Annotated in this window: 19 protein-coding genes and 2 pseudogenes; 4 read left to right on the top strand and 17 right to left on the bottom strand. The window is 71.6% G+C overall.

Translation table 11 applies throughout. The features are described 5' to 3' along the window. The 8 genes and pseudogenes from ACFQ6X_RS34255 to ACFQ6X_RS34220 form a co-directional block, all read right to left on the bottom strand. Nucleotides 1–221: pseudogene (locus ACFQ6X_RS34255) on the bottom strand (2-oxoglutarate ferredoxin oxidoreductase subunit alpha); the annotation flags it as partial. Beyond that, nucleotides 143–370, bottom strand: a complete 228-nt coding sequence (locus ACFQ6X_RS34250; protein ID WP_383187629.1) for a DUF6059 family protein — start codon at nt 368–370, stop codon at nt 143–145. The gene ACFQ6X_RS34250 and the pseudogene ACFQ6X_RS34255, both read right to left, overlap by 79 nt. Next, on the bottom strand, nt 367–2154 hold the full coding sequence (locus ACFQ6X_RS34245; protein ID WP_383187627.1) for an acyltransferase domain-containing protein: 1788 nt from the start codon (nt 2152–2154) through the stop codon (nt 367–369). Before ACFQ6X_RS34245 ends, ACFQ6X_RS34250 begins: the two co-directional genes overlap by 4 nt. 160 nt (nt 2155–2314) lie before the next feature. Further along, nucleotides 2315–2584: an acyl carrier protein gene (locus tag ACFQ6X_RS34240; protein ID WP_329207366.1), complete on the bottom strand. Its 270-nt coding sequence runs from the start codon at nt 2582–2584 to the stop codon at nt 2315–2317. Nucleotides 2585–2680: 96 nt separating this feature from the next. After that, entirely contained in the window at nt 2681–3895 is a 1215-nt protein-coding gene (locus tag ACFQ6X_RS34235; RefSeq protein ID WP_329207368.1) for a ketosynthase chain-length factor, read from the bottom strand. Continuing rightward, nucleotides 3892–5157 (bottom strand): beta-ketoacyl-[acyl-carrier-protein] synthase family protein, encoded by a 1266-nt coding sequence (locus ACFQ6X_RS34230; protein WP_329207372.1) that lies wholly within the window; start codon nt 5155–5157, stop codon nt 3892–3894. The genes ACFQ6X_RS34235 and ACFQ6X_RS34230 overlap by 4 nt, the downstream gene beginning before the upstream one ends. A gap of 265 nt (nt 5158–5422) precedes the next feature. Next, entirely contained in the window at nt 5423–7012 is a 1590-nt protein-coding gene (locus ACFQ6X_RS34225) for an acyl-CoA carboxylase subunit beta (RefSeq protein ID WP_383187624.1), read from the bottom strand. Between the two features lie 79 nt (nt 7013–7091). Further along, a complete protein-coding gene (locus tag ACFQ6X_RS34220) occupies nt 7092–7886 on the bottom strand; it encodes a BTAD domain-containing putative transcriptional regulator (protein WP_383187623.1) in 795 nt (264 codons plus the stop codon). A 266-nt stretch (nt 7887–8152) separates the two neighbouring features. On the opposite strand from ACFQ6X_RS34220, the gene ACFQ6X_RS34215 reads away from it, so the two are divergent. The 4 genes from ACFQ6X_RS34215 (at nt 8153) to ACFQ6X_RS34200 (ending at nt 12732) form a co-directional block, all read left to right on the top strand. Further along, complete coding sequence (locus ACFQ6X_RS34215) at nt 8153–8518, top strand: hypothetical protein (RefSeq protein ID WP_383187620.1); 366 nt, start codon at nt 8153–8155, stop codon at nt 8516–8518. Then, nucleotides 8515–10788, top strand: coding sequence for a TOMM precursor leader peptide-binding protein (locus ACFQ6X_RS34210; protein ID WP_383187618.1), 2274 nt, complete (start codon nt 8515–8517; stop codon nt 10786–10788). The genes ACFQ6X_RS34215 and ACFQ6X_RS34210 overlap by 4 nt, the downstream gene beginning before the upstream one ends. 192 nt (nt 10789–10980) lie before the next feature. Then, the gene (locus ACFQ6X_RS34205; protein ID WP_383187615.1) at nt 10981–12090 is read left to right on the top strand and encodes a sensor histidine kinase; all 1110 of its coding nucleotides are present in this window, start codon (nt 10981–10983) and stop codon (nt 12088–12090) included. A gap of 27 nt (nt 12091–12117) precedes the next feature. Beyond that, entirely contained in the window at nt 12118–12732 is a 615-nt protein-coding gene (locus ACFQ6X_RS34200; RefSeq protein ID WP_329207379.1) for a response regulator transcription factor, read from the top strand. Between the two features lie 135 nt (nt 12733–12867). Here the strand turns inward: ACFQ6X_RS34200 and ACFQ6X_RS34195 are convergent. From ACFQ6X_RS34195 to cimA, 9 genes and pseudogenes are all read right to left on the bottom strand, one after another. After that, nucleotides 12868–13215, bottom strand: a pseudogene (locus tag ACFQ6X_RS34195) (4'-phosphopantetheinyl transferase family protein); the annotation flags it as partial. A 370-nt stretch (nt 13216–13585) separates the two neighbouring features. After that, nucleotides 13586–14836, bottom strand: coding sequence for an acyltransferase domain-containing protein (locus tag ACFQ6X_RS34190; protein ID WP_383187612.1), 1251 nt, complete (start codon nt 14834–14836; stop codon nt 13586–13588). 78 nt (nt 14837–14914) lie between these two features. Further along, entirely contained in the window at nt 14915–16648 is a 1734-nt protein-coding gene (locus ACFQ6X_RS34185; protein ID WP_383187609.1) for an acyl-CoA dehydrogenase, read from the bottom strand. Next, nucleotides 16645–18390: a fatty acyl-AMP ligase gene (locus ACFQ6X_RS34180; RefSeq protein WP_383187606.1), complete on the bottom strand. Its 1746-nt coding sequence runs from the start codon at nt 18388–18390 to the stop codon at nt 16645–16647. Before ACFQ6X_RS34180 ends, ACFQ6X_RS34185 begins: the two co-directional genes overlap by 4 nt. Before the next feature lie 127 nt (nt 18391–18517). Next, nucleotides 18518–18709: an acyl-CoA carboxylase subunit epsilon gene (locus ACFQ6X_RS34175; protein WP_383187603.1), complete on the bottom strand. Its 192-nt coding sequence runs from the start codon at nt 18707–18709 to the stop codon at nt 18518–18520. Between the two features lie 109 nt (nt 18710–18818). Continuing rightward, nucleotides 18819–19448: a hypothetical protein gene (locus ACFQ6X_RS34170; RefSeq protein WP_383187601.1), complete on the bottom strand. Its 630-nt coding sequence runs from the start codon at nt 19446–19448 to the stop codon at nt 18819–18821. Continuing rightward, nucleotides 19435–20421, bottom strand: coding sequence for an aromatase/cyclase (locus ACFQ6X_RS34165; protein WP_329207390.1), 987 nt, complete (start codon nt 20419–20421; stop codon nt 19435–19437). The genes ACFQ6X_RS34170 and ACFQ6X_RS34165 overlap by 14 nt, the downstream gene beginning before the upstream one ends. Nucleotides 20422–20511: 90 nt before the next feature. Beyond that, the gene (locus ACFQ6X_RS34160; protein WP_383187632.1) at nt 20512–21546 is read right to left on the bottom strand and encodes a ketoacyl-ACP synthase III family protein; all 1035 of its coding nucleotides are present in this window, start codon (nt 21544–21546) and stop codon (nt 20512–20514) included. A gap of 122 nt (nt 21547–21668) precedes the next feature. Further along, nucleotides 21669–23294: a citramalate synthase gene (cimA, locus tag ACFQ6X_RS34155; RefSeq protein ID WP_383187598.1), complete on the bottom strand. Its 1626-nt coding sequence runs from the start codon at nt 23292–23294 to the stop codon at nt 21669–21671. Nucleotides 23295–23454: the final 160 nt, after the last annotated feature.

Genomic DNA, 23454 nt, shown 5'->3' with positions numbered 1-23454 from the left:
TCGGCCGGGAAGTTCGGCAGCGTCGACAGGTCGTTCCCGAACGACGCCGTCTCCGACGTGAACCGGTCACCCGTCAACTGCATGCCATCACCCGAATCACCCGCGAAGCGAATGATCACCCGGTCCAGACGGCGAATCTCGTTCACTCCCGCTCCCCGATCGGTGCCATGAGTTGTTTTTGCAGCGCGAGTTCCGTACGGGTCAGCGGTACGTCCGGGCAGAGCCTTTCCGGATGGCCCTCCGGCGGTTCCTTCAGTCGCGTCGCGACCATCGGTACCGGCGGTCCCATCGTGGGGAGGCCCAGCCAGATCCAGCCCGCAGCGGTCAGCGAGCTGTAGATCTCGCGCAGGGCCCTTCTCACGTACTTCATGCGAGCTGTACCTCCGCCTCTGCGTGGATACGGGGCGCCGCGGTGCCCGCGGGCTGCTCCTCCTCGCTCCAGGTCCACAGCCTGGCCACCGCGTTCAGGTCCAGGTCGTGGCCCTCGGTCCAGATGCGGGCCGCTGCCGTGAGCACCGACTGGCGGTCGGCCTCGGGCGTACCGGCGCGGGCCGGGAGGAGCGGGGTCACCGCGCCGGCGCCCAGGCGGAGCGAGCGGTGCCTGCGGGCGAAGGCGGTGAGTGTCTGGCGGGGTCCCGCCTCGACGAGCAGGACGTCGTCGGCGGCCAGGAGCTCGTCCAGGGCGTTGCGGAAGTAGACCGTGTCGGTGATCTGGCGGGCCCAGAAGCGCGGGCTGCGCGCCTCGTCGGGGCTCATCAGGGCCCCGGTGTAACCGGAGTAGAGGGGCAGCTTGGGCTCCCGCAGCGGGATGTCGCGGTAGGCGATCTCCACAGCGTCGGAGGCGGGTGCCATCGCCGGGGAGTGGAAGGGGCTGGTCGCGGGCACGGTGACCACGGTGTGGCCGTCCGCCTTGAGGCGGGCGGCGACCTCGGTGAGCGGTTCCTTCGAACCCGCCAGCATCACCTGCTGGTTGGCGTTGACGGCCGCGATGCCGACGTCCTCGGTCAGGTACGGGAGCAGCTGCTCCTCGCTCGCGGCGACGGCGAGCATGCCGCCCGCCGGTATCTTCACGGCTTCCCGGACCCGGGCCTGCACCATCTGGGCCGCGTCGCTCAGGGAGACGACTCCGGCGAAGGTCGCGGCGACGAGCTCCCCCGCACTGTGGCCGAGGAAGGCTGTCGGGCGGACGCCCCAGCTGAGTACGAGGCGGCCGAGCGCGTAGTCGATCGCGAACAGGAGGGGCTGGGCCCTGCGTACGTCGTCGATGCCGATGGAGGCACGCGCGGGGTCGAGCCAGTCGGCGCGGATACGGGGGCCCTCCTCGCCCATGTGGGAGAGGGCGGCGTCGACCGCCGCGGTGAAGACGGGTTCGCGGCGGTAGAGGCCTGCTGCCATCCCGGCGTGCTGGGAGCCCTGGCCCGGGAAGAGCAGGGCGATGGGCCGGGGGCGTGAGGCGTCGGTGGTGCGGGCCTTGTGCACGGCACGGGAGGCGAGGGCCGAGACGGTGACGGCCGCACCGCGTACCGGGCCGGGGGCCGTGCCGCAGGGCACGGTGGTCGGGAGGGCGGGGAAGACCTCGCGGTGCACCCCGCTGAGCATCGGCAGGAGTTCGCCCCGCACTCGTTCCTCGTCCTCGGCGTTCCGGCCCGACCACAGGATGAGGCGGTGCCGGTCGGGGTCGGTGCCTCGCGGGTTCTGGTGCATGGGGCGCAGCGCCGGGGCGGTGTCCTCGTCGGCGGGGGCGGTGACGTCGAGTACACCGAGGACCGAGTCGCCCTCCGCCACCGCTTCGGCGGCGCGTTTGACCGCGTACACGGTGATGGTCTGGGGGTCGGGTTCGCCGAAGCCGGCGACGAGGGCGAGGTCGGCGGTTCCCTCGTGGAGCTCCCGGTGGGCCTGGCGCAGCGCGCGGCCGGGGGTGGATGCGGTGCGGACGGTGAAGCCCTCGTGTTCGGGCCTGATGCCCGGTTCGAAGGCGGCCGCGCCGAGGAGGACGACGGTACGGGCGGGCAGGTCCTCGGGAGGACGGCCGAAGGCGCGCAGCACCGCCGATACGCCGGCGGCCGAGGCCACGGCCCGTGCGTGCTGCTGGGGCGCGGAGCCTGGGCTGACGATCAGCCGGCGGACCACCGCACTCCGGTTCGTGAGCGACATGGTTCCCTCCTCGTGGGCCGCGGCTCCGGCCCCATTCGGTGCGTAAGGGGGCAGTACGGGGGCAATGAAGGGGTGATTCCGGTGGTTCGGGTGGTTCGGGCGCAGTGACGGCCGCCCCGCCCCGGGGGGACGGAAGGCGGGGCGGCCGTATGGGGCCGGCTCAGGCGGCGGGCGCCTGGCCGGAGTTGATGAGGGCGAGGAGGGCACCCGGGGTCTCGGCGTCGACGACGGCGTCGTCGGGGATCTCGATGCCGTACTCGCGCTGGATCTGCCCGATGACCTGGAGCAGTGCGAGGGAGTCGTAGCCGAGCTCCATGAACGGGGTGTCGATGACGTCACCGTCGAGGTCGATGCCCTCCTCCTCGCCTGCGCTCTCGCGCAGCATGCGGGTCAGGTCGGCCAGGGTCACTGTGGCGGTCGTGGTGCTCATGGTCGGTGCCGTCCTCTCGGTTGGGCGTATGGGCTGTTCGGGTGTTCCGGTGGTGCTGGTACCGCTGGTGGGGGTGCGTGGGGGTCGTGGGGCTGTTCAGCCCGGGCGGCGTACGACGAGTGCCGCGTTGAAGCCGCCGTGGCCGCGTGCGAGGACGAGCGCGTTGCGCAGTCCGGCCTCGCGCGCCTCGGTCACCAGGTCGATGGTGTGGCCCGCGGCGGCGGCGCCGACGTTGGCGGTGGGCGGGATGACACCGTCGCGCAGGGCGAGCAGTGCGGTTGCCGCGTCGAGGGCGGCACCCCCGGCGAGCAGGCGCCCCGTCATGGTCTTGGGTGCGGTGACGGGGACCCCGTTCGCGCCGAAGATCTCGGTGAGGGCCTGGGCCTCGGCCCGGTCGAGCTCGGGTACGCCGGCGGCGTCGGCGAAGACGACGTCGATGTCGGCGGCGGTGATCCCGGCGTCGGCCAGGGCGTTCTCGGCAGCCCTGCGCAAACCGGGCGGTCTGCCCGTTCCGGGGGCAGGGTCGAGGGTCGCCGCGTATCCGGCGATCTCCCCGTAGACCGTGGCGGCACCGCGGGCACGGGCCGACTCGGCGTCCTCGACGAGGAGGATCGCGCCGCCTTCGCCGGGTACGTATCCGCCGGCCTCCTCGGAGAAGGGCAGATAGGCGCGGGCGGGGTCGTTGACGGTGCTCATCAGGCCGGAGGCGATCTGCGGTACCCAGCCCCAGGGGCAGATGGCCGCGTCGATGCCGCCGGAGATGACGGCCGGGAAGCCCTTGCGGATGTGGCGGCGTGCGTGGCCGAGGGCGTCGATGCCGCCGGCCTGTTCGGTGAGCAGCACGCCGCTGGGTCCGCGCAGCTTGTGCCGGATGGAGATCTGGCCGGTGTTGACGGCGTAGAACCAGGCGAACGACTGGTAGGCGCTGACGTACTCCTTGCCCTTGCTCCAGAGGTTCTGCAGTTCCCGCTGGCCGAACTCGACGGCTCCACCGGACGCGGCGGTGACCACGCCGATGCCGTACTCCGGCAGTTCGGTGGTGTCGATGCCCGCGTCGGCCAGTGCCCAGTCGGCCGCGGTCAGCGCGAGGCGCGTCATGTGGTCGGTCTGCGGCATCAGCCTGCTGGGGATGTGGTCCTCGGCGACGTAGTCGCTGACCTCCCCGGCGATCCGGGAGGGGTACTGGGTGGCGTCGAAGCGGGTGACGGGTCCGAGCCCGGACTCGCCTGCCAGCGTGGCCTTCCAGTAGTCCTCGGTTCCCAGGCCGTTGGGGGCGGTGATGCCCAGGCCGGTCACCACTGCGGTGGTCATGAGGTGCTCCTCTCCGGGCGGGCCAGCACCATGGCGCTCTGGAATCCGCCGAAGCCGCTGCCCACGCTGAGGACCACGTCGGTCTTCTTCTCGCGGGCGGTCAGCGGTATGTAGTCGAGGTCGAGCTCGGGGTCGGGCTCGTGGAGGTTCGCGGTGGGCGGCAGGATGCTGTGCTCCATCGCGAGGGCGCAGGCGGCGATCTCCAGGGAGCCGATGGCACCGAGCGAGTGCCCGATCATCGACTTGATGGAGCTGATCGGGGTGCGGTATGCGTGCTCCCCGAGGCTGCGCTTGAACGCGCCCGTCTCATGGCGGTCGTTCATCTTGGTGCCCGAGCCGTGTGCGTTGATGTAGTCGACGGTGTCCGGTGCGAGGCGGGCCTCGGCCAGGGCGACGTCGATGGCCTCCGCCATTTCGAGGCCCTCCGGCTTGAGGCCGGTCATGTGGTACGCGTTGCAGCGGGAGGCGAAGCCCGCGATCTCGGCGTAGATGTGCGCGCCGCGCCGCCGCGCGCTCTCCAGCTCCTCCAGGACCAGGATCGCCGCGCCCTCGCCGAGGACGAGTCCGCTGCGGGTCCGGTCGAAGGGCCGGCAGGAACTCTCCGGGGTGTCGTTGCGGGGGGTGGTGGCATGGATGGCGTCGAAGCAGGCCGAGGTGATCGGCGAGATCGGCGCCTCGGTGGCACCGGCGATCATGATGTCGGTGGTGCCTTCGCGGATGAGTTCGACCGCGTGGCCCAGCGAGTCGAGACCGGAGGTGCATCCGGTGGAGACGACCGCTGCCGGGCCCTCCGCACCTGCTGCCAGGCCGACTTCGGCGGCGATGGAGCTGGGTACGAAGTGCCGGTACAGCTCGGGTACGGCGTACTCGTGGTCCACGTTCCACTTGCGGCCGCCGTCGCTGACGACCGCGTACTCGCGTTCCAGGCTGGTGGTGCAGCCGACCGCGCTGCCCACCGCGGTGCCTATGCGGCCCGGGTCGAGGGCGGAGAGGTCGAGGCCGCTGTCGGCCAGGGCCTCCCGGGTGGAGACGACCGCGAACTGGGAGGCCCGGTCGAGTCTGCGGATCTCCTGGTGGGAGAGTCCGGCGGCCAGGGGGTCGAAGTCGCACTCGGCGGCGACCTGCGAACGGAACGGCGAGGGGTCGTAGAAGGAGATCCTGCGGGTGGCGGTTCTGCCCGCCGTGAGCAGGTTCCAGTACTCCTTGACACCGACCCCACCGGGGGCCACGACGCCCAGGCCGGTGATGGCGACTCTGCGCATGGTCTACCTGGCCTTCGACGGGGCCGGGTGCGGCTCTGCGCACCTGCCGGTTGGCACTGTGGGGGTCACTGTCGATCCCTTCGTCCGTGTCACTGCTGATCGTTGAGTCGATATCGGCGGCCGGGGCGGTTCGGGTTGGGAACCCCCCGGCCGGCCGGACCGGTCAGCCGCTCGCTCGTAGCGGGCCGCCGTTTCCGGTGCAGCCATGGAACGTCTGTGCCCTAGACCGGGACTCGCGTGTGCGTGGATCTGTCGAATCACCCCACTATGTGGGGATATTCCCGTGCTTACGGGACGGCACTTCGGCGTGCTTGGAGCGCAGCATGGCCAGCGAACGGATGAGGATCCGACGGGTGTCCCCGGGGTCGATGACGTCGTCCACGAGGCCTCGTTCGGCCGCGTAGTAGGGGTGCATCAGCTCGGTCCTGTACTCGTCGATGCGCTGCGCCCGCAGCGCCTCCGGGTCGTCGGACGCGGCGATCTCCCGGCGGAAGATGACGTTGGCGGCGCCCTCCGCCCCCATCACGGCGATCTCGTTCGTCGGCCAGGCGAAGGCCAGGTCGGCGCCGATGGACCGGGAGTCCATGACGATGTACGCACCGCCGTAGGCCTTGCGCAGGACGAGGGAGATACGCGGCACGGTCGCGTTGCAGTACGCGTACAGGAGCTTGGCGCCGTGCCGGATGATGCCGTTGTGCTCCTGGTCGACTCCGGGCAGGAAGCCGGGCACGTCGACGAGGGTGACCAGCGGGATGTTGAAGGAGTCGCACGTCGAGACGAAGCGGGCGGCCTTCTCGCTGGCGTGGATGTCCAGGACGCCGGCCAGGGCCGCGGGCTGGTTGGCGACGATGCCCACCGGGTGGCCGTCCAGGCGGGCGAGCGCGCACACGATGTTGGGCGCCCACGCCTCGTGGACCTCGAAGCTCTCCCCGTCGTCGACGATCTCCTCGATCACCGTACGGATGTCGTAGCTGCGGCCCGGGTCGGCCGGCACCAGGTCAGTGAGGGCGTCGGTGCGCCGGTCGGCGGGGTCCTCGCAGGCCACCACCGGGGGCATCTCGCGGTTGTTGGACGGCAGCAGCGCGATGAGGAACCGTACGTCCTCCAGGCAGGTCGCCTCGTCGTCGTACGCGAAGTGGCTGACGCCCGAGACGCTCGCGTGCACATCGGCGCCGCCCAGGCCGTTGTGGGTGATCTTCTCGCCCGTCACCGCCTGTACGACGTCGGGTCCCGTGATGAACATCTGCGCGGAGTCGCGGACCATGAAGACGTAGTCGGTGAGGGCCGGAGAGTAGGCGGCTCCCCCGGCGCACGGGCCGAGCATCACACTGATCTGCGGGATGACCCCGGAGGCCGCGACATTGCGGCGGAAGATCCCGCCGTAGCCCGCGAGCGCCGTCACACCCTCCTGGATCCGGGCGCCCGCCCCGTCGTTGAGGCTCACCAGCGGTGCGCCGGCAGCCTCCGCGAGGTCCATCACCTTGTGCACCTTCGCGGCGTGCGCCTCACCCAGGGCGCCGGCGAAGACGCGGAAGTCGTGCGCGTAGGCGAACACCGTCCGGCCGTGGACCAGTCCCCAGCCGATGACGACGCCGTCGCCGTGCGGTTTGCGTGCTTCGAGACCGAAGCCGGAGGCCCGGTGCCGGCGCAGCGGCTCGATCTCGGTGAACGTGTCCTCGTCGAAGAGGAGTTCCAGCCGTTCGTGTGCGGTGAGCTTGTTCTTCTCGTGCTGCCGCCGGGTGGCTGCGGGGTCCGGCCCGCGGCTCACTTCCTCCTTGAGCCGGCGCAGTTCAGCGGCGGCACGTCGCAGGTCGGGGGCGGCCGGTGCGACCGTCAGGTCGTCAAGGATCGTCATCGGCCGAACGTAGGAACGCCGGCTAGAGACGTGCTGGAGAGCTCCCACCGGAACGTACGGGAGAGCTCCCGCCGGGAGGTCAGCCGGAGGCCGGGACCGGGAGGTCGAGCGCGGGGTCCGCGGAGAGAACGGCCTGGTGGAGGCGTTGCAGCCGGGCCGAGGGCTCCAGTCCGAGCTCGTCGACCAGGGTGACGCGCAGCCGCTGGTAGGCCTCGAGTGCCCGCCAGGCGCCGCCCGAGCGGTGCAGTGCGGTCATCAGCTGGGCGCAGAAGTTCTCGTGCATCGGGTGCCTGGCGACCAGGACCCGCAGTTCGGGCACGATCTCCGTGTGCCGGCCGATTATGAGGTCCGCGTCGATGCGCCGCTCCAGGGCGGCCATCCGGTCCTCCTCCATGCGGAGCACCTCGAGCTCGAGCACGGTGCCGATGCGTACGTCGACGAGTGCGGAGCCCTGCCACATCTTCAGGGCCCGGCCCAGCAGGTCGGAGGCGGCCCAGTGGTCGCCCGCCTCGTGCGCCGCCCGCCCGGAGGCGGTGAGCTGGCTGAACTCGTGGGCGTCCACCTGGCCCGGCTGCACCTGGAGCAGGTAGCCGCCGTGCTGGGTGATCAGGACGTCCTTGGCCTGGCGGGCCGGGTCCCCGTCGAGCGCTGCCGCGATCTTGCGGCGGAGCTGGAGGATGTAGGTCTGCAGGGTGGTGGCCGCGCTGCGCGGGATGTCCTCGCCCCAGATCTCCTCCATCAGCGTCGCCACGGTCACGACGCGGTCGGACTGCAGGGCGAGCAGGGACAGGATCTGGCGCGGCTTGGCCGCGGTGGGCACGACGGACACCCCGTTCTCACGGGCTGTCAGCGGTCCCAGGACTTTGATCTCCATGATTGCGCCCTCCCTTTCGTGCGCTGTGCGGCCGGCCCGGTGGTGGACCGGCATGAGCTTGCGGAGTCTGGGCCGAGCCTGACACCTGCGACGTTCGAGTCCCAGTGAGGTGGTCACGAGGGCGCACATGAAAATGTCATGCCCCGGTGGTGAGCCTCGCACTGTGCTGTGCGGCGCGGCGGGACGCAGAATCCTGGCACTCGGGAAACGAGTGAACGACGGACACGCATCCGGTCCCGTATCACGGACCCTGGAGGGGGAACTCCATGAACATCACCATGCACGTCTCCGCGCACAACGCCCCGGCCGGCACGGCCACCCAGCCGCTCCCGTCCGATCACCGCCTCGCCCTGCTGACGGCACGGGCCGGCCTCGAGCCCGAGCTGGCACAGCGCTACACGAGCGACCCGGTCTCCGTACTCGCCGAGTTCGGCCTCCCCGCGATGGAGCCGGTCTACGGGGACATGTTCGGGGACCTGTTCGGCGACGCGTTCAAGAACGGCACGCCCGGTGCTCCGGGGCGGGACCTGGTGATCGACCACCTGGACCGGCCGGGCACCGCCACGCTCTACGGGTGCTACAGCGGCATGGCGCCCCTGCCCGGGGAAGAGGCCGGGGCGGCGCTTGCATGACCATGACCGGGGGGACGGGCACCGAGCTGCCCGTGGGGTTCAAGAGGCATCTGCGGGTGGAGGCGATCGAGGGGGACGCCGTCTACCTGCTGTCGGAGCAGGGGACAACAGCCTTGCAGGGGCGTGAGGTTCAGGAGCTCGCGGCCCTGCTGGACGGCACCCGTACCTTGGCCGGGGTACTGCGGGACGCGGCGCCGACGCTGTCTCCCGCCACTGCGGCCCGCATGATCGCGGAACTCGCACGGGCCGATCTGATCGGCTACCACGACCCGGCCACCGACGCCTGCACGGAGGCGTACTGGGAGTTCGCCGGCGTCGACGGTCCCAGCGCCTCCGCGTCGTTCCGTACGACAGCGGTGGAGCTGGTGACCCTCGGACGGGCCGACCCCGAGGCGGCCAGGGCCGAGTGCCTGGCCGCCGGGCTGCGGGTGACGGGACCGGGCGAGGGGGAGCCGGCAGCACTCTCGCTCGTCCTGTGCGACGACTACCTGGACCACCGGCTGGCCGAGGTCGACGCCCGGCACCGGGAGTCGGGCAGGGCCTGGCTGCTGGCCAAGCCGAGCGGCGCGGAGACCTGGGTGGGCCCGGTGTTCGGGTCGGAGCAGGGTGCCTGCTGGGAGTGTCTGGCACACCGTCTGCGCGGCCACCGTGCCTCCCGGGCACCGGTTCTGCACGCGCTCGGGCTCGCGGGTACGGTCCAGGTCCCGGAGGCGTCGTTCGCCACCGTGCGGGCCCTCGGGCTGCACACGGCGGTGCTGGAGGCCACGAAGTGGGTGGCCGGCATGCGGTACGAGGGCCAGCAGACGGTCTGCACGCTGGACACCCGCACCCTGCACACCAGCAGGCATCCGGTGGCCCGCCGCCCGCAGTGTTCGACGTGCGGGGATCCGGAGCTCGTCCCCGAGCGGGTACGAAGACCCTTCGTACCGGTGTCCAGCCCGAAGGTGCACACAGTTGGGGGTAACCACCGGGCGCAGAGCGCGGAAACGGTACTGGCGCGCTACCGGCACCTGGCCGATCCCGTCACCGGGATCATCTCCGGACTCCGCCCGGCGCCCGGCTCGCCGGAGGGGCTGAACCGGTACGTCGCCGGGCGCAACATGGCTCTGGGCGACAGCCGTTCACTGGCCGGGCTGCGCGGCGGGCTGCGGGGGCAGAGCGGGGGGAAGGGCACGACGCCGCAGGAGGCCGAGGTCGGCGCCCTGTGCGAGGCGCTGGAACGTTACTGCGGTACCCGCCAGGGCGATGAGCCCACCGTGCGCGACACCCTGTCCGGTCTCGGGGACGCGGCCCTGCACCCCAATTCCTGCCAGCTGTTCGCCGACCGGCAGTTCCGGGAGCGGGACCGCTGGAACGCCCGGCACTCCCGCTTCCAGCAGGTCCCGCCACCGTTCGACCCGAAGGCACCGGCCGACTGGACCCCGGTCTGGTCGCTCACCTCCGGCACGCAGCGGCTGCTGCCCACCTCCATGCTCTACTTCGGCCCCGGACCGGATGGCGTACCTGCCGCTCCGTGGGCCGACTCCAACGGCAACGCGGCGGGCAGCAGTCCGGAGGACGCCGTCGTCCAGGGATTCCTGGAGGTGGTGGAGCGGGACGCCGTCGCCCTGTGGTGGTACAACCGCACCCGGCAGCCCTCGGTGGACCTCGACGCGTTCGACGAGCCCTGGCTGGCCAGGACACGGCAGGCGTATGCGCGGCTGCACCGGGACATCTGGGTTCTCGATCTCACCGCGGACTTCGGCATACCCGTGATGGCCGCACTGTCCCGGCGCACCGACCGGACGGCCGAGGGCATTTCCTTCGGATTCGGGGCTCATTTCGATCCCCGGCTCGCACTGCGCAGAGCAGTGACGGAGATGGCACAACTGCTGCCTCCGGAGGAGAACTCTCCGGAACTCCTTTCCGCGGACCGGGATCTCTCCTCCTGGTGGCACGGTGCGACGGTGGAAAATCAGCCATACCTGAGCGCGGATCCAGCCGAAACCTCACGCACCCCCGACTGCTACTCCTTCACTGCCCGAGGGGATCTGCGCGATGACATCGAGTTGGCCGAAACCCTCGTACGGAGTCACGGAATGGAGATGCTCATTCTCGACCAAACCCGGCCCGACGTGGGACTTCCCGTAGTGAAGGTGATCATTCCGGGGATGCGGCACTTCTGGGCCCGATTCGCCCCGGGCCGTCTCTTCGACATACCTGTGAAACTCGGACGACTTGAACGCCCGCTCCCATACGAACAAATCAACCCCGTACCGCTGTTCGTCTGAATCCGGCTGTCGGCCGCATCCGCTAGCTCACGGACAACAGGAAGACATAGCATGCGTCCGCCACTGTTGGTCCTTGGCGAGGAGGCGGCGATGCCGACGAGGAACGTCGTTCCGTTCTCACCCCGTTCGCAGGCACCGGCCCCGCGGCTGGCCCGCGCGATTATCGTGGTGGCTCTTGTTTGTTACGGCACCATGACGGTGCTCAATGTGGTGCGGACCCGGCCCGGAACAACACAGCTCGTCGTCTGTATCGGACTGGTTCTTGCGGTGTTCGGCGTGCAGTTGGCCGTCTCCTCTCCGCAAGCCCGTCGGTGGCCGACCGGCCGGAAAGCGCTTGTTCTGAGCCTGCAGGCGGTGCTCACCTTCGCGCCGCTCGTCTGGTTCGGTACGAACTGGGGCAGCATGGAGGGGCCGCTCGCCGCCTCGCTGCTGCTCACGCTGCCGGCGCGCTGGGCCTGGCCCAGCTACGGAGTGCTGATCGCCTTCATCCCGGTGTACAACCTGATGGCCGGGGCGACGATCGACCTGGTGCTGTACTTCACGATCGCGGGCATCCTCACCGGTCTCGTCATCTACGGCCTGACCCGTCTCACCGACCTCGTGCACGAGGTGCACGCCACCCGGGAGGAGCTGGCCCGGATGGCCGTGACGCAGGAACGGCTGAGGTTCGCCCGTGATCTGCACGACCTGCTCGGCTACAGCCTCTCCGCCATCACGCTCAAGGGGGAGCTGATCCAGCGGCTCATCAGCAGCCGGCCGGACAAGGCACGTGAGGAGACCGCCTCGGTGCTGCGGGTGGCACGGCAGGCCCTGGCCGACGTACGGCTGGTGTCCAGCGGGTACCGCGACATGTCGCTGTCCGAGGAGGCGGAATCGGCGGGGACCGTGCTCGCCGCCGCGGACATCAGGGCGGATGTCACGGTGGAGTGCGGGCGGCTGCATCCGGTCGTCGACACCGTGCTCGCCACCGCACTGCGCGAGGGAGTCACCAATATTCTGCGGCACAGCGGGGTCCGGGTCTGCACCATCAAGGCGGAGCTGGACGAAGAAACGGTCCGTCTCGGCCTGACCAACGACCATCCGCACGAACAGACGGACGTCTTCTCCGCGCGGGCCGGCGGCGGCAGCGGGCTGGACAATCTGAGGTGCCGGTTCGCCGCCATCGGCGGCGGGCTGACCGCGGGACTTCAGGGCGACGGCCGGTTCCATCTCGAGGTCTGGGCGCCGATCAGGCCCCAGAACAACGAGAACGAACTGCTGGTGCTGGAGCCCGCGCCCCCGGAGAGATCCGCCGTAGCCTGACTTCACATCATCTGACCGGGGGTAACGATGCTGTCCGTGAGAATCCTCCTCGCCGAGGATGTTCACATGATCCGTGGCGCGCTGGTGGCGCTGCTCCAGCTGGAGCCGGATCTTCATGTGGTCGCCGCGGTGGACCGGGGTGACACGATCGTGGCCACGGCGCTCGCGTCCAAGCCGGACGTCGCGGTGATCGACATCGATCTCCCCGGCATCGACGGTCTGACGGCGGCAGCCGAGCTCCATGAGCAGCTGCCCAGCTGCCGCACCCTGATCCTCACGAGCCTCGGACGTCCCGGCACCCTGCGGCGAGCCCTGTCCGCCCACGTCTCGGGCTTCCTGCTGAAGGACTCGCCGCCGGACCAGCTCGCGCTCGCCGTACGGTCGGTGGCCACCGGACGCCGGGTCGTGGACCCCCAACTGGCGCTGACCGCCTGGGACTCCCCGGAGAACCCGCTGTCCCCCCGGGAGCTCGAGGTACTACGGCTCGCCACCCGCGGTGCCGACGCCGCCGAGATCGCCGGCTGTCTGTACCTGTCCAAGGGCACGGTCCGCAACTACCTCACGGCCATCGTCGGCAAGCTCGGCGCGCGCAACCGTATCGACGCGATCCGGATCGCCGAGGAAGCCGGCTGGCTCCCCTGACCGCGCCCGCGCGGGCCCGCGGACCGCACCCGGCGTGCCCAGCAGCGTGTCCAGCATGCCGTCGTCCAGGGTGGTGCCCACCGACAGGTCCGCCAGTTCACCGAAACCGGTGTCACAGACCGCGACGCTCACGACATAGCCCTCCCCTGCCCGGAACGTACCGAACTGCCATTCCGAGCCCGGGACCGGCGAGCCGTCCGGACGGACCAGCCGGGTGCCGTCGCCGCCCCTGTGACCGTCCAGCGCGAAGCCGAACTCGGTGAAGCGGAAGCGCAGTCCCTGGCCGAGCGCCTTGCTGTACGCCTCCTTGAGCGTCCACAGCCGCACCATGGTGTCGTTGCGCGACCCGTCCCCGCCGGCGTCCAGCCGCTCCTTCTCGTACGGAGTGCACGCCTGGCGCTCGGAACCGGTGTGCGCGAGCCGCCGGTCGGCGCGCTCCACGTCGACGCCGATGCGCCCCCTGCGGGTGATGCCGACGACCATCATCTCCTCGGTGTGGCTGAGGCTGACGTCGATCTGGTCGCAGCCGCGCACGTACGGACGCCCGCCCGGCTGGTAGGCCAGGTCCACCAGGTCGGGGCCGGTGCGCAGGACCGCGGCCGCGGCATGCCGCAGGAACAGCCGGGAGGCGACGAACCTCTCGCGCATACGGGGCTGGGAGAGGCTCTCGTAGCGACGCCAGTCCCGTCCCAGCTGCCGGCGCAGCTCGGCCTCGGTGTCTCCCTGCGGCTGCCAGGCGGGCATCGTCGCGTACATCACGACGCTGCCCGTACGGGAAAGCTCTCCGTGGATGTCGCCCCAGGGGCCGCCGGGGCCTTCGGCGAGCAACGGGCGCCCGACCCGTTCCCTCACCTCAGGCTCCGGACAGGGCTGCGGCCAGCGGCCCGGCGTCGAGGGCGGAGATCACCCCTGCCAGGTCCACGGCGTCGCTCGCCGGCCCCTGGCACACGGGCAGGCAGACGGGACCGCGCGGTCCGCCGCCCATCCGGCGCAGGAACGGTGTGAGCACGGCCTGGGGCCCGATCTCGACGACGTGCGTGGGTGCCTGCTGTGCGAGCAGGCTGCGCGCGGCGTCGGCGAACCGGACGGGTGCGGTGATCTGTTCGGTCCAGTACGGGGCGTAGAGCGGCTCGGTGGCCAGCCGGCCGTACACCGTCGAGTAGAACGGCACCCGGGCGGCTCCGCCGGGCATCCGTCGGACGATCGCTTCGAACTTGGGGACCACGGGGGCCATCAGCGGGGAGTGGAAGGCGTGCGACACGGCCAGGTGGCGGCAGCGGATGCCGCGCTCGCCGAGCCGGGCCTCGATGCGCTCCAGGGCGGCACGGTCGCCGGACAGGACGATCGCCTTCGCCGCGTTGATGGCGCTGATGCCCACGGCGGGTTCGGCGGAGACGAGCTCTGCGGCCTCGTACGGCGTGATGCAGATGGCCATCATGCCGCCGCCCGGCGGAAGGTACTGCATGAAGGCGCCGCGCATCGACACGAGCTTGGCGGCGTCGGCCAGGGTGAGCGCGCCGGCGACGGTGGCGGCCGCGAACTCCCCGATGCCGTGGCCGAGTACGGCCACCGGGCGCACCCCGGCCTCCTCCAGTGTCCTGGCCAGGGCGTACTCGACGGCGAACAGGGCGGGCTGGGTCAGCGCGGTGCGGTGGATCGCCGGGTCGTCGGCGAGGATCAGCTTCACGATGGACTGCTTGGTCCACGGCATGATCGCGGCGTCGGCCTCGTCGAGGAAGGCGCGGTAGCCCGTGGAGTTCAGGTAGAGCCCGGAGGTCATCCCCGGGTGCTGGGAGCCCTGGCCGGTGAAGACGAACGCGGCCCGGATCTGGCTGCCGCCCTGGTTCACGTCCCGCATCGCGAGGAAGTCGGCGAGCTGGCGGACGGTGGGGTAGGCCCAGATGTCGTCGGGTTCGATGAGGGGGCCGAACTCCTCCTCGATGTCGCCGTAGAGGCTGAGCGCGGCCACCGAGTCGAGGCCCTCCTCGGCCAGCGGAACGGTGTCCTCCACCGGACGGCCGATGTAGTGCGCGACCCGTTCGCTCAGCCACTCGCGGTGGGCCACGGCGAAGTCGTCCTGCGCGCGGGGCGGTTGGTCCTGCATGAGTCTGCTCCCTGTCGGGCTCTGGGGCGGGGGGCGCCCGGGGCGGTCGGGGGTACGGAGGGTGGCTGCCGGGGGTGTTCAGGCGAGCGGCGAGCTGTAGAGGTCGTAGCTGCGCCGGTTGTGCAGCCGGGCCATGACCTCGTCCAGGGCGAGGCGCTCACAGTCGGCAGGGCGGTCGGGCAGCGGCAGCCCGAGCCGTCTGACCAGCCGGTACAGCACCGCGGTGGCCCAGGCGGGGGCGGCCAGGAAGGAGTCGACACGATCGGCGGGCGCATGCCGCTGTTCGCGCCACACCCCGAGCGCGGCCGCTCCGGCGAGCACCAGGGTGTAGCGGTCCGCGAGGCCGAAGCTGTACGGGCTGGAGAGCGCCTCCCGGTCGCCCTGCTGCACCTTTTCGAACGCCTTCTTCAGCTCGACGAGCTCCCCCGTGAGCGCCCTGGCCAGGAAGCGCAGGGTGGGGCCGCCCTCCCCCTCCTCGCCCTGCCCTCCTGCCGCTTCGAGCAGATCCGTGCAGGCGACCAGGGTCGCGGCGAGCGGGTCGCCGTCGCCGAGCAGGACCGGCTGGGACAGGTCCAGCGGCGGCAGCGGCTCGTGCGGGCGGAACAGGCCCGGGGGCGGTTCGGGGTCCGCGAACCAGGCGTGCCGCGCGAAGTACGGGAGCTGGGGCAGGATGCTGACCTGCCGGCCCGCGCTGCCCGCGTGGCCCAGCGAGGTGACCGGCAGGTCACGGCGCTGCTTCTGGAACATCCCGTACGCACCGTCCTGGGCGAACGTTTCCTCGCCCAGCACCGACGACATCTCGTCCATGCTCTCGGCCACGAGCTTGGGCGCCAGATAGGCGGCGGCCGCCGCGTAGGCACTCATCTGCCGGGGCAGCAGGTGCAGCGCCCTGGTCGCGACCAGGGCGAGGCAGTCGATGACCAGCAGGTCGAGGAATCCGCCCGTGAGCACGTCACGCACGTGCTGCACGTCCAGTGACGAACGGCCGTCCGCCCTGGTCCGGTTGGCGAACCGGGCGACGGTGCGCAGTGCGGTGTCGGCGCCGGCCAGCACGATGGACGGGATCAGCCCCCGGATGAGCAGCGAGGAGCGCAGCGACAGTTCGTAGCCGTCGCCGATCTCGCCGAGCACGGCGCTCCCGGGTACGGGGCATTCGGTGATCCGCAGTCCGCCGAACTCGGCACTGCGCATGCCCGTGGTGGTGCGGCGGGCCAGGTCCTCGACCCGGTCGGCGGGCAGTTCGTCGCGGTCGAGCAGCAGCACCGTGTGGCTGCGCCCGCGGGCGGCGCCCTCCGTGCGGGCGAAGATGACGAGGCCGGTGGCGCGCGAGGCGTTGGCGATGGCGGACTTGCTGCCGTCGAGGACCAGGCCGCCTGGGACGGTGCGTGCGGTGAACTCGTCGCGGACGAAGTCGTTGCCGTGCGCGACCTCGTGCCTGGCCACGGCGACGCGCCGGCCGCCGAGGAGCAGCCGGGCGGCGTGGCCGCGCTGTTCGGGGTCGCCCGCGGTCCACACCGGAGTGGTGGCGAAGAAGCAGTTGAGCCCGTAGCCGAAGCCGAGGGAGGCGTCCCGGCGGAAGACGGGGCGCAGGATCCGCCCGAGCACGTCCATCCGCTCCAGCCGGCCGCCCACATCGGCGGGTACGAACTCGGCGTTGAGGTCGAACGCGTCCAGCACCTGTTCGGCCTCGGGCAGCACCTCGCCCGCCGCGTCTGCGGCGAGCAGGGCGGCGGTCCCGAGGGGGTTCGTGGGGTCGTCGAGGGGGCCGAACGCCCGCTCCAGGGTGTCGATCCGCTCCTCTGCCGTGGTCATCGCTGCCTCCCCGCTGCCAGCAGCAGCTCGACCTCGGGCTCGATCCGCTGGTGCAGCGGAGTGAGCTCACCGCGCAGGAACAGCCGGCGCATCGCCGCCCGCTCCACCTTTCCGCTCGTCGTCCGGCGTACCGTGCCGGGCCGTACGAGCAGCACCCCGGCGGTGCGGACCTCGTACTCCTCACCGAGACGCTGCTGGACGGCGGCGGCGAGGGCCGCGAGGTCTATGTCGTACCGGCTCCGGGCCCGCAGCTCCTGGACGATGACGATGCGTTCGCGGGCACCGGGCACCGCGAAGGCGGTGGCGGCCCCGAAGAGGCCGCTGACCTGCTGCACCGTGCGTTCCAGGTCCTGCGGATAGAGATTGCGCCCCGCGACGACGATCATGTCCTTGAGCCGGCCGGTGACGTGCAGCAGGCCGTCGTGCAGGGCGCCGAGGTCACCGGTGCGGAGATAGCCGCCGCCACCGCCGTCGATGCGGCAGTCGAAGGCCGCCGCGGTCTCCGCGGGGCGGGCCCAGTAGCCGGGGCCCACGCTCTCGCCGCGGACCCAGATCTCCCCGATCCGGCCGTCCGGCAGCTCGCGGCAGGTCTCCGGGTCGACGATGCGCAGCTCGACGGATGCGGCGGGGCCGCAGTGCGCGAGGGTGCGGCCGGGTCCGGTGGGAGCGGTGAGCCGGCCGGCCTCCAGCGCGGCCGCGTCGACGGTGCGGGCGGCGGCGGCCGGGGCGGTGCGGGTGCCGGAGACCAGGAGGGTCGCCTCGGCCAGCCCGTAGCAGGGCGCCAGAGCACCGGGGCGCAGTCCGGCCGGGGCGAAGCGCTCGGCGAACTGGGTCAGGGTGGCGGGGTCGATGGGCTCGCCGCCGTTGACGGCGACCTCCCAGCGGGACAGGTCGAGGCCCGCGAGCTGCGAGTCGTTGATCCTGCGCACGCACAGCTCGTACGCGAAGTCCGGGGCGCCGCTGACCGTCAGCCCGTACCGCGAGACGGCCTCCAGCCAGTTCGCGGGCCGCTTGACGAACGCGGCCGGCGACATGAGCACGGCGGTGCCGCCGAGCCACAGGGCGTGCAGGAGCTGGCCGACGAGTCCCATGTCGTGGTGGAGCGGCAGCCAGCCGCCCATCCGGATGCCGGGACGGGTGCCGAGTGCTTCCTGGATGGCCCGCTGGTTGGCGAGCAGACTGCGGTGGGTGACGACCACGCCGCGCGGGTCGCGGGTGGAGCCGGAGGTGTACTGGAGGTAGGCGACCGTGTCCGGTCCGGGCACGAAGGGCTGCCAGGGCTCGGTGGCGTGGGTGGCGGCGGGGCCGTCGGCCAGGAGGCAGACGACGTCGCCGTGCCCGGTGCGGGCGAGCAGCTGGGAGACCTCCGCGGCCTCGTCGGTGGAGGTGAGCACGCAGACGGCGGCGGCCTCCTTGACGATCCCGGCGATGCGGTCGTCGTGGTGGCCGCGCCCACCGGGCGGGGCGACGGGTACGGCGACGGCTCCCGCGTACAGGCAGGCGAGGAAGCCGGTGACGAACAGGGCGCGCGAGCGGTGCGCGATCAGTACCCGCTCCCCCGGTTCCACATGACGGCGCAGTGCGGTCGCCAGGGTGCGGGCCGAGCGGTCGAGTTCCGCGTACGCGATCGTCTGCGGCCACAGGCTGCCGTCGCGCTCGGTGAGGAGGATCAGCGCCTCCCGGTCCGGCGTCTCGGCGGCCTGGGCTTGGATGTGTTCCGTAAAGGTCCGGTGACCTCTCACGCCTCCCCCTCCCATGTCGTGGCGCCGTCCCCGGGGACGGGCCACGGCTGGCTCTGCTGTGGGCAAGGTAGGGGTGGACCCTCGAGAGGTCCTCGACCTCGCCCGTGGATGTACGGCGAATTCCGCTTCACGGCGCGGTCCAGGTGACCGGGTGCCGGTAGCCGCCGCGCTTGACGGTCCATCCGGCGTAAGCCGCCCTGGTCTCCTCGTCCGGTTCGCCGGAGCGGCGGACCAGGGCGAGCAGCACGGCGGTCACGGCCGCCAGCTCGGCCTCGTCGGGCCGGCCACGGAGCACGGTGATGCGCATCGGATTCGCCATGACGACAGCGTGCTCCCACCTGCTCGAAGCGTGCTCGCGCCCGGGACGCGCCGGAGCCGAGGACCTGGTGGCCCTCGGCTCCGGCGCGGGTGGAGGCGGTACGGGGGTGTCAGGCCAGGACGCGTTCGTACGCGAGGTGACGGGTGCGTTCCACGACGACGTCCGCGCTCTCGCGCATCTGCCCGGTCAGCGCGGTGTATCCGCCGTCCGCCAGGGCGCGTTCGCAGTCGTCGGTGTCACGCCACCACTGGATGCCCGTGTACACGTCGGGGCGGAGGGTGGAGCGCAGCAGGTCGCTGCCGCCGAAGCCGCCGAGCCGGCCGAAGTGCTCGTCCGCCTCGGCGAAGCGCCGCTCGAAGAGCGCCGGGTCGCGGAAGATCCGGGCCCGGGTCAGGACGACGTTCTCCGCCCCGACCACGGCGTCCTCCTTCAGCACCCGTGCCACGCTGACGGCCTGGTCCACTTCGGTGTTGACCATCGGGCCGAGCTGTTTGACGTGGGCCTGGAAGGTGTCGTCGTGGACGGTGTTCAGGAAGCCCCGCATGGTCCGCCAGTGTCCGAGGTGGACGAACACCTCGGGGCGCTCGACGAGCTGGACGGTCACCAGGAAGTCGAAGTCCTGGCGTCTGCGCAGGTATTGGGAGTGATCCCTGAACTCGCGCTCGAACCGCTCGGTGTCGCCCTTCACCTCGAACCGGTTGACCACGGTGACGGGTGTGTCCTGACTACGACTGTGCACGCGCTTCCTCCGCGAACTGCTTGGCATGACGCAAAGTGGTGGAACTGTTCGTACCGAGTGCCTTGCGCACCAGCGCGCGTGCCTCGGCGAGGGTGGCCTGCGGGCCCAGCGCGGTGCGTACACCCGCGGGGTCCAGGGTCACCGTGTGCCACGAGGTGGCCCTGACCGTACCGTCCCCCAGTGACTCGATGACCCAGCGGCCGGTGTGCCCGGCCATCGCGACCGGTACCCGGAGCTGCTTGTAGACGATGACGTCGCGGTCCTCGAAGCAGACCCGCACCGAGGTGGTGTTGTGCGTGGAGCCGTCCGGGCTGCGGGTGTCCATGTCCATGTGCTGGATTCCCGGCTCGTCCTCGGTGAGGTCGAGGCGTGCCACGTGCGGCAGCCGCTCGGGCCACAGGTCGGCGCGGTCCAGGAAGGCGAACACGTCGCCGGCCGCCCCGAACACGGTCTCGGAGTCGCTGAAGGTGAAGTGGAGCTCCTCGCGGGCGTCGCCCTGCTCGGCGGTGTTCTTCAGGGCGAGGAGTTCGGCGCGGCTGTTGCCGTCGACGGCGCTCTCGATGAGCTCCTCCGCGGCCGGGTCGCCGTCGACGGCCCGGTAGTCGTGCAGCAGCGTGACCCGGGTGGTGCCGTCCTCGAGCTCCTGGACACGCCACTCGCCGCCCATCGAGGCGACCGGGGCGGCCGTGACGACCTGGCGGAAGGTGATCGTGCGGGCGGCCGGGTCCAGGACCCGGCGCGAGGTCCAGGTGCGGACCTTGTCACCGGCGACGGCCCAGATGCGCAGGAGCTGCTCGCCGCCGTCGGCGGGGGCCTCCTCCAGCACCTCGACGTGCACGGTGGGGCCGAACACCTGGGGCCACTCGGCGACATCGGCCACCAGCGCGTAGACGGCCTCTGGTGCGGCCGCCACGGTGATGGAGTGCTCCGTGACATGGAGTGCTTCGGTTTCGGACGTAGCGGTCGGCGCCACGGCAGACCTTCCCTTCGACAGTCCGCAGCAAGGCGGATCACAAGGCTGACATGAATGGCTCAAGCGAAACTGGAGAACCGGTGGACCCGCCTACGCGGTAGCCCAGCCGGGGCGTTCGAGGATGTCCAGGACGGCGCAGCCCCAGCTGTATCCGGCGCCGACGCTGACCAGGACGATCCGTTCGCCGGGCGCCGCCCGGCCGGAGACCATCAGATGGTCCAGGCCGGCGAACTGGTCACCGGCGCCGAGGTGTCCGACCGTGCGGCTGAAGTCCCAGGTGGTGCGGGCGGGATCGATGCCGAACGGCTTGTAGTAGATGGAGGTCAGGCGCCGCTTCCCGAAGTGCGGCAGCACCACCCAGTCGGCTTCGGAGAGTTCGCTGCCGGCGTCGGCCAGCGCCTGCTTGATGACCGTCTGCTGGCCGTTGTGCGCCCGGGTGATGGCGTACGAGATCCCGGCGCGGCCGACGAAGGACCGTTTCGCGGCCTCGAAGTCCACGGGCATGCGGTGGCCGAACGGCGCTGTGGTGAACGGGTCGTCGCCGCGGTGCAGCGGCTCCAGCTCGGGGTCCGCGTACAGCGCGAGCGAGACCAGCCGGGCGAAGCCGCCGCGCCGGGAGAGCACGAGCGAGGTGGCGCCGTCGGCGTACGGGGTGCCGGGGTCGGTGTTCCAGCGGTCGATGCCGGGGGCGCAGAACCGGTCGGCGGTGGTGAGCAGCGCGTCGCTGTGCCCGTGGCCCGCGGTGAGGTAGGCGGTGGCCAGGTCGAGTGCGGCGAGCCCGCCGTTGGACATCTGCCGGATCTCGATGGCCTGGCAGGTGTTGCCGAGTGCCTCGCGCTGGATGTAGGAGGCGACGGGCCACAGGTCCTGGCCCTGGTGGTAGGTGTCCGCGTGCAGCAGCAGATCGACATCGCCGCCCCGGGTGCCGGCCCGCTCCAGGGCGGTCCGGGCGGCGGCCGCGGCCATCTCGGCTGCCGACTCGTGGGGCGAGTACGCCACCGATTCCATGCCGGTGGCCGCTGCCACCCGGGGCGGGCACGCCCCGGAGGCGACGGCGTCGGCCACCGGGATGCGGGAGGGAAGCCGTGTGGAGGTCCCCCGTATGTAGACGTCTTCCAGACGCACTGTCACTCCAAGGAAGGTCGGGGCAGAGGCTGTCGGGGGACCTCGGACCGGGAAGCGGACGCGGTCCGGAAGCGTGCGTGCCAGGGCGTGGGCGCCCGGTCGGAGGTCACCCGGCAGCCTCTTCAGCCCGTTGCGGCGGCGGCCAGGGGCGCGGTGTCGTGGACCTGGCCCGGCGGTCCGTCGAGCAGGACGTAGTGGACGGCGTCCAGGAGCGCCTGCCAGCTGGCCGCGGTCGTGTTGCCGTCCACGCCGACGGTGCCCCAGCGGCGCTCCCCGTCCCGGTAGGAGATGAGGACCCGGGCGGCGGCGCCGCTGCCGGTCTCCCCGCTGAGCACCCGCACCCGGTAGTCCACCAGTTCGAGCCGGGCGAGGGCCGGGAAGCAGGGGTCCAGGGCCGTGTGCAGCGCGGTGTCCAGGGCGTTGACGGGGCCGTTGCCGTGCCCGGTCGCGGTGACGCTGCGGCCCTGGACCAGGAGCCGCACGGTGGCCTCGGTGCGGACCTCGCCGCTCAGCACCCCGAACACCCCGACGGACCAGGACTCCACCTCGAAGGGGCGGGGCCCGGGGCCGCCGGCGAGCTCCTCGCGCAGCAGCAGCTCGAACGAGGCGTCGGCGGACTCGAAGCTGTAGCCGCTGTTCTCCAGGTCCTTCACCCGGGTCGCGGCGCGGGCCACCTCGTCGGAGCCCGCTTCCACGTCGTACCCGAGTTCGCGCGCCTTGAGCTCGATCGACGAGCGTCCGCCCATGTCGGAGACGAGGGTGCGCATGGTGTTGCCGACCAGCTCAGGGGTGGTGTGCTGGTAGAGGTCGGGGTCGACCCGCAGCGCGGAGGCGTGCAGGCCGGCCTTGTGGGTGAAGGCCGAGCCGCCGATGTACGGGGCGGCGACGTTGCCGGCCACCTGGGTCAGCTCGGTGACGGCCCGGCCGGTCGCGGCCAGCTCCCGCAGCTTCTCCAGCGGAACGACCTCGCGGCCCCGCTTGAGCACGAGGTTCGCGATGACGGTGAACAGGTCGGCGTTGCCGCACCGTTCGCCGTAGCCGTGCGCGGTGCCCTGCGCCTGGACGGCCCCCGCGTCCACCGCCGCCATGGTGTTGGCGACGGCGCAGCCGGTGTCGTTGTGGCAGTGGATGCCGAGCTGCACCCCGGTCAGGGCGAGTGTCTCGGCGACGACGGACCGCACCTCGTCGGGCAGTGAGCCGCCGTTGGTGTCGCAGAGGACGACGGTCTCGGCGCCCGCCTCGGCCGCGGCGCGGACCACGGCGAGCGCGTACTCGCGGTTGAGCTGGTAGCCGTCGAAGTAGTGCTCGGCGTCGACGAACACCCGCCGGCCTGCGTGCACGAGGTGGCGTACCGTCCCGCTGATCATGGCGAGGTTCTCGGCGAGCGTGGTGCGCAGCGCGTTGCGCACATGACCTGTGTGGCTCTTGGCCACCAGGGTCACCACCGGGGTCTCGGCCTCCAGCAGGGCGCGTACCTGCGGGTCCAGGGAGGCGGGTACGCCGGGCCTGCGGGTGGCGCCGAAGGCGGCGAGCACGGCGTTCCTCAGGTCGAGTTCGGTGCGGGCGCGACGGAAGAACTCGGTGTCCTTCGGCACGGCCCCCGGCCAGCCCCCCTCGATGAAGCCCACCCCGAGGTCGTCGAGCCGGCGTGCGACGGCGAGCTTGTCCTCGACCGTCAGCACCATGCCTTCCTGCTGAGTGCCGTCGCGCAGGGTCGTGTCGTAGAGCTGGAAGCTCTGCTCGGCCATCGCCCCTCCCTTGTCCTGTGTGCGCCGGCGATGGCCGGCCGCTGTCCGGATACTTCCCCCACGGTCCGGCGGCGGGCCGGAGAAAGGCTCGAGCGGCGATGGACCGTGCGCACACGACGGTGCGGCGGGGGGGGGGCGGCGCGGCGCCCCCCCCCCGCCC

This window comes from Streptomyces sp. NPDC056452 (genome assembly GCF_042796085.1).
Classification (GTDB): Bacteria; Actinomycetota; Actinomycetes; order Streptomycetales; family Streptomycetaceae; genus Streptomyces.
This window is presented reverse-complemented; position numbering and strand designations above follow the sequence as displayed.

What these genes read in the sequence shown, in the direction of transcription:
- ACFQ6X_RS34250 (WP_383187629.1), bottom strand. Translation starts at nt 370, where the DNA reads ATGAAGTACGTGAGAAGGGCCCTGCGCGAGATCTACAGCTCGCTGACC.
- ACFQ6X_RS34245 (WP_383187627.1), bottom strand. Translation starts at nt 2,154, where the DNA reads ATGTCGCTCACGAACCGGAGTGCGGTGGTCCGCCGGCTGATCGTCAGC.
- ACFQ6X_RS34240 (WP_329207366.1), bottom strand. Translation starts at nt 2,584, where the DNA reads ATGAGCACCACGACCGCCACAGTGACCCTGGCCGACCTGACCCGCATG.
- ACFQ6X_RS34235 (WP_329207368.1), bottom strand. Translation starts at nt 3,895, where the DNA reads ATGACCACCGCAGTGGTGACCGGCCTGGGCATCACCGCCCCCAACGGC.
- ACFQ6X_RS34230 (WP_329207372.1), bottom strand. Translation starts at nt 5,157, where the DNA reads ATGCGCAGAGTCGCCATCACCGGCCTGGGCGTCGTGGCCCCCGGTGGG.
- ACFQ6X_RS34225 (WP_383187624.1), bottom strand. Translation starts at nt 7,012, where the DNA reads ATGACGATCCTTGACGACCTGACGGTCGCACCGGCCGCCCCCGACCTG.
- ACFQ6X_RS34220 (WP_383187623.1), bottom strand. Translation starts at nt 7,886, where the DNA reads ATGGAGATCAAAGTCCTGGGACCGCTGACAGCCCGTGAGAACGGGGTG.
- ACFQ6X_RS34215 (WP_383187620.1), top strand. Translation starts at nt 8,153, where the DNA reads ATGAACATCACCATGCACGTCTCCGCGCACAACGCCCCGGCCGGCACG.
- ACFQ6X_RS34210 (WP_383187618.1), top strand. Translation starts at nt 8,515, where the DNA reads ATGACCATGACCGGGGGGACGGGCACCGAGCTGCCCGTGGGGTTCAAG.
- ACFQ6X_RS34205 (WP_383187615.1), top strand. Translation starts at nt 10,981, where the DNA reads ATGACGGTGCTCAATGTGGTGCGGACCCGGCCCGGAACAACACAGCTC.
- ACFQ6X_RS34200 (WP_329207379.1), top strand. Translation starts at nt 12,118, where the DNA reads ATGCTGTCCGTGAGAATCCTCCTCGCCGAGGATGTTCACATGATCCGT.
- ACFQ6X_RS34190 (WP_383187612.1), bottom strand. Translation starts at nt 14,836, where the DNA reads ATGCAGGACCAACCGCCCCGCGCGCAGGACGACTTCGCCGTGGCCCAC.
- ACFQ6X_RS34185 (WP_383187609.1), bottom strand. Translation starts at nt 16,648, where the DNA reads ATGACCACGGCAGAGGAGCGGATCGACACCCTGGAGCGGGCGTTCGGC.
- ACFQ6X_RS34175 (WP_383187603.1), bottom strand. Translation starts at nt 18,709, where the DNA reads ATGGCGAATCCGATGCGCATCACCGTGCTCCGTGGCCGGCCCGACGAG.
- cimA (WP_383187598.1), bottom strand. Translation starts at nt 23,294, where the DNA reads ATGGCCGAGCAGAGCTTCCAGCTCTACGACACGACCCTGCGCGACGGC.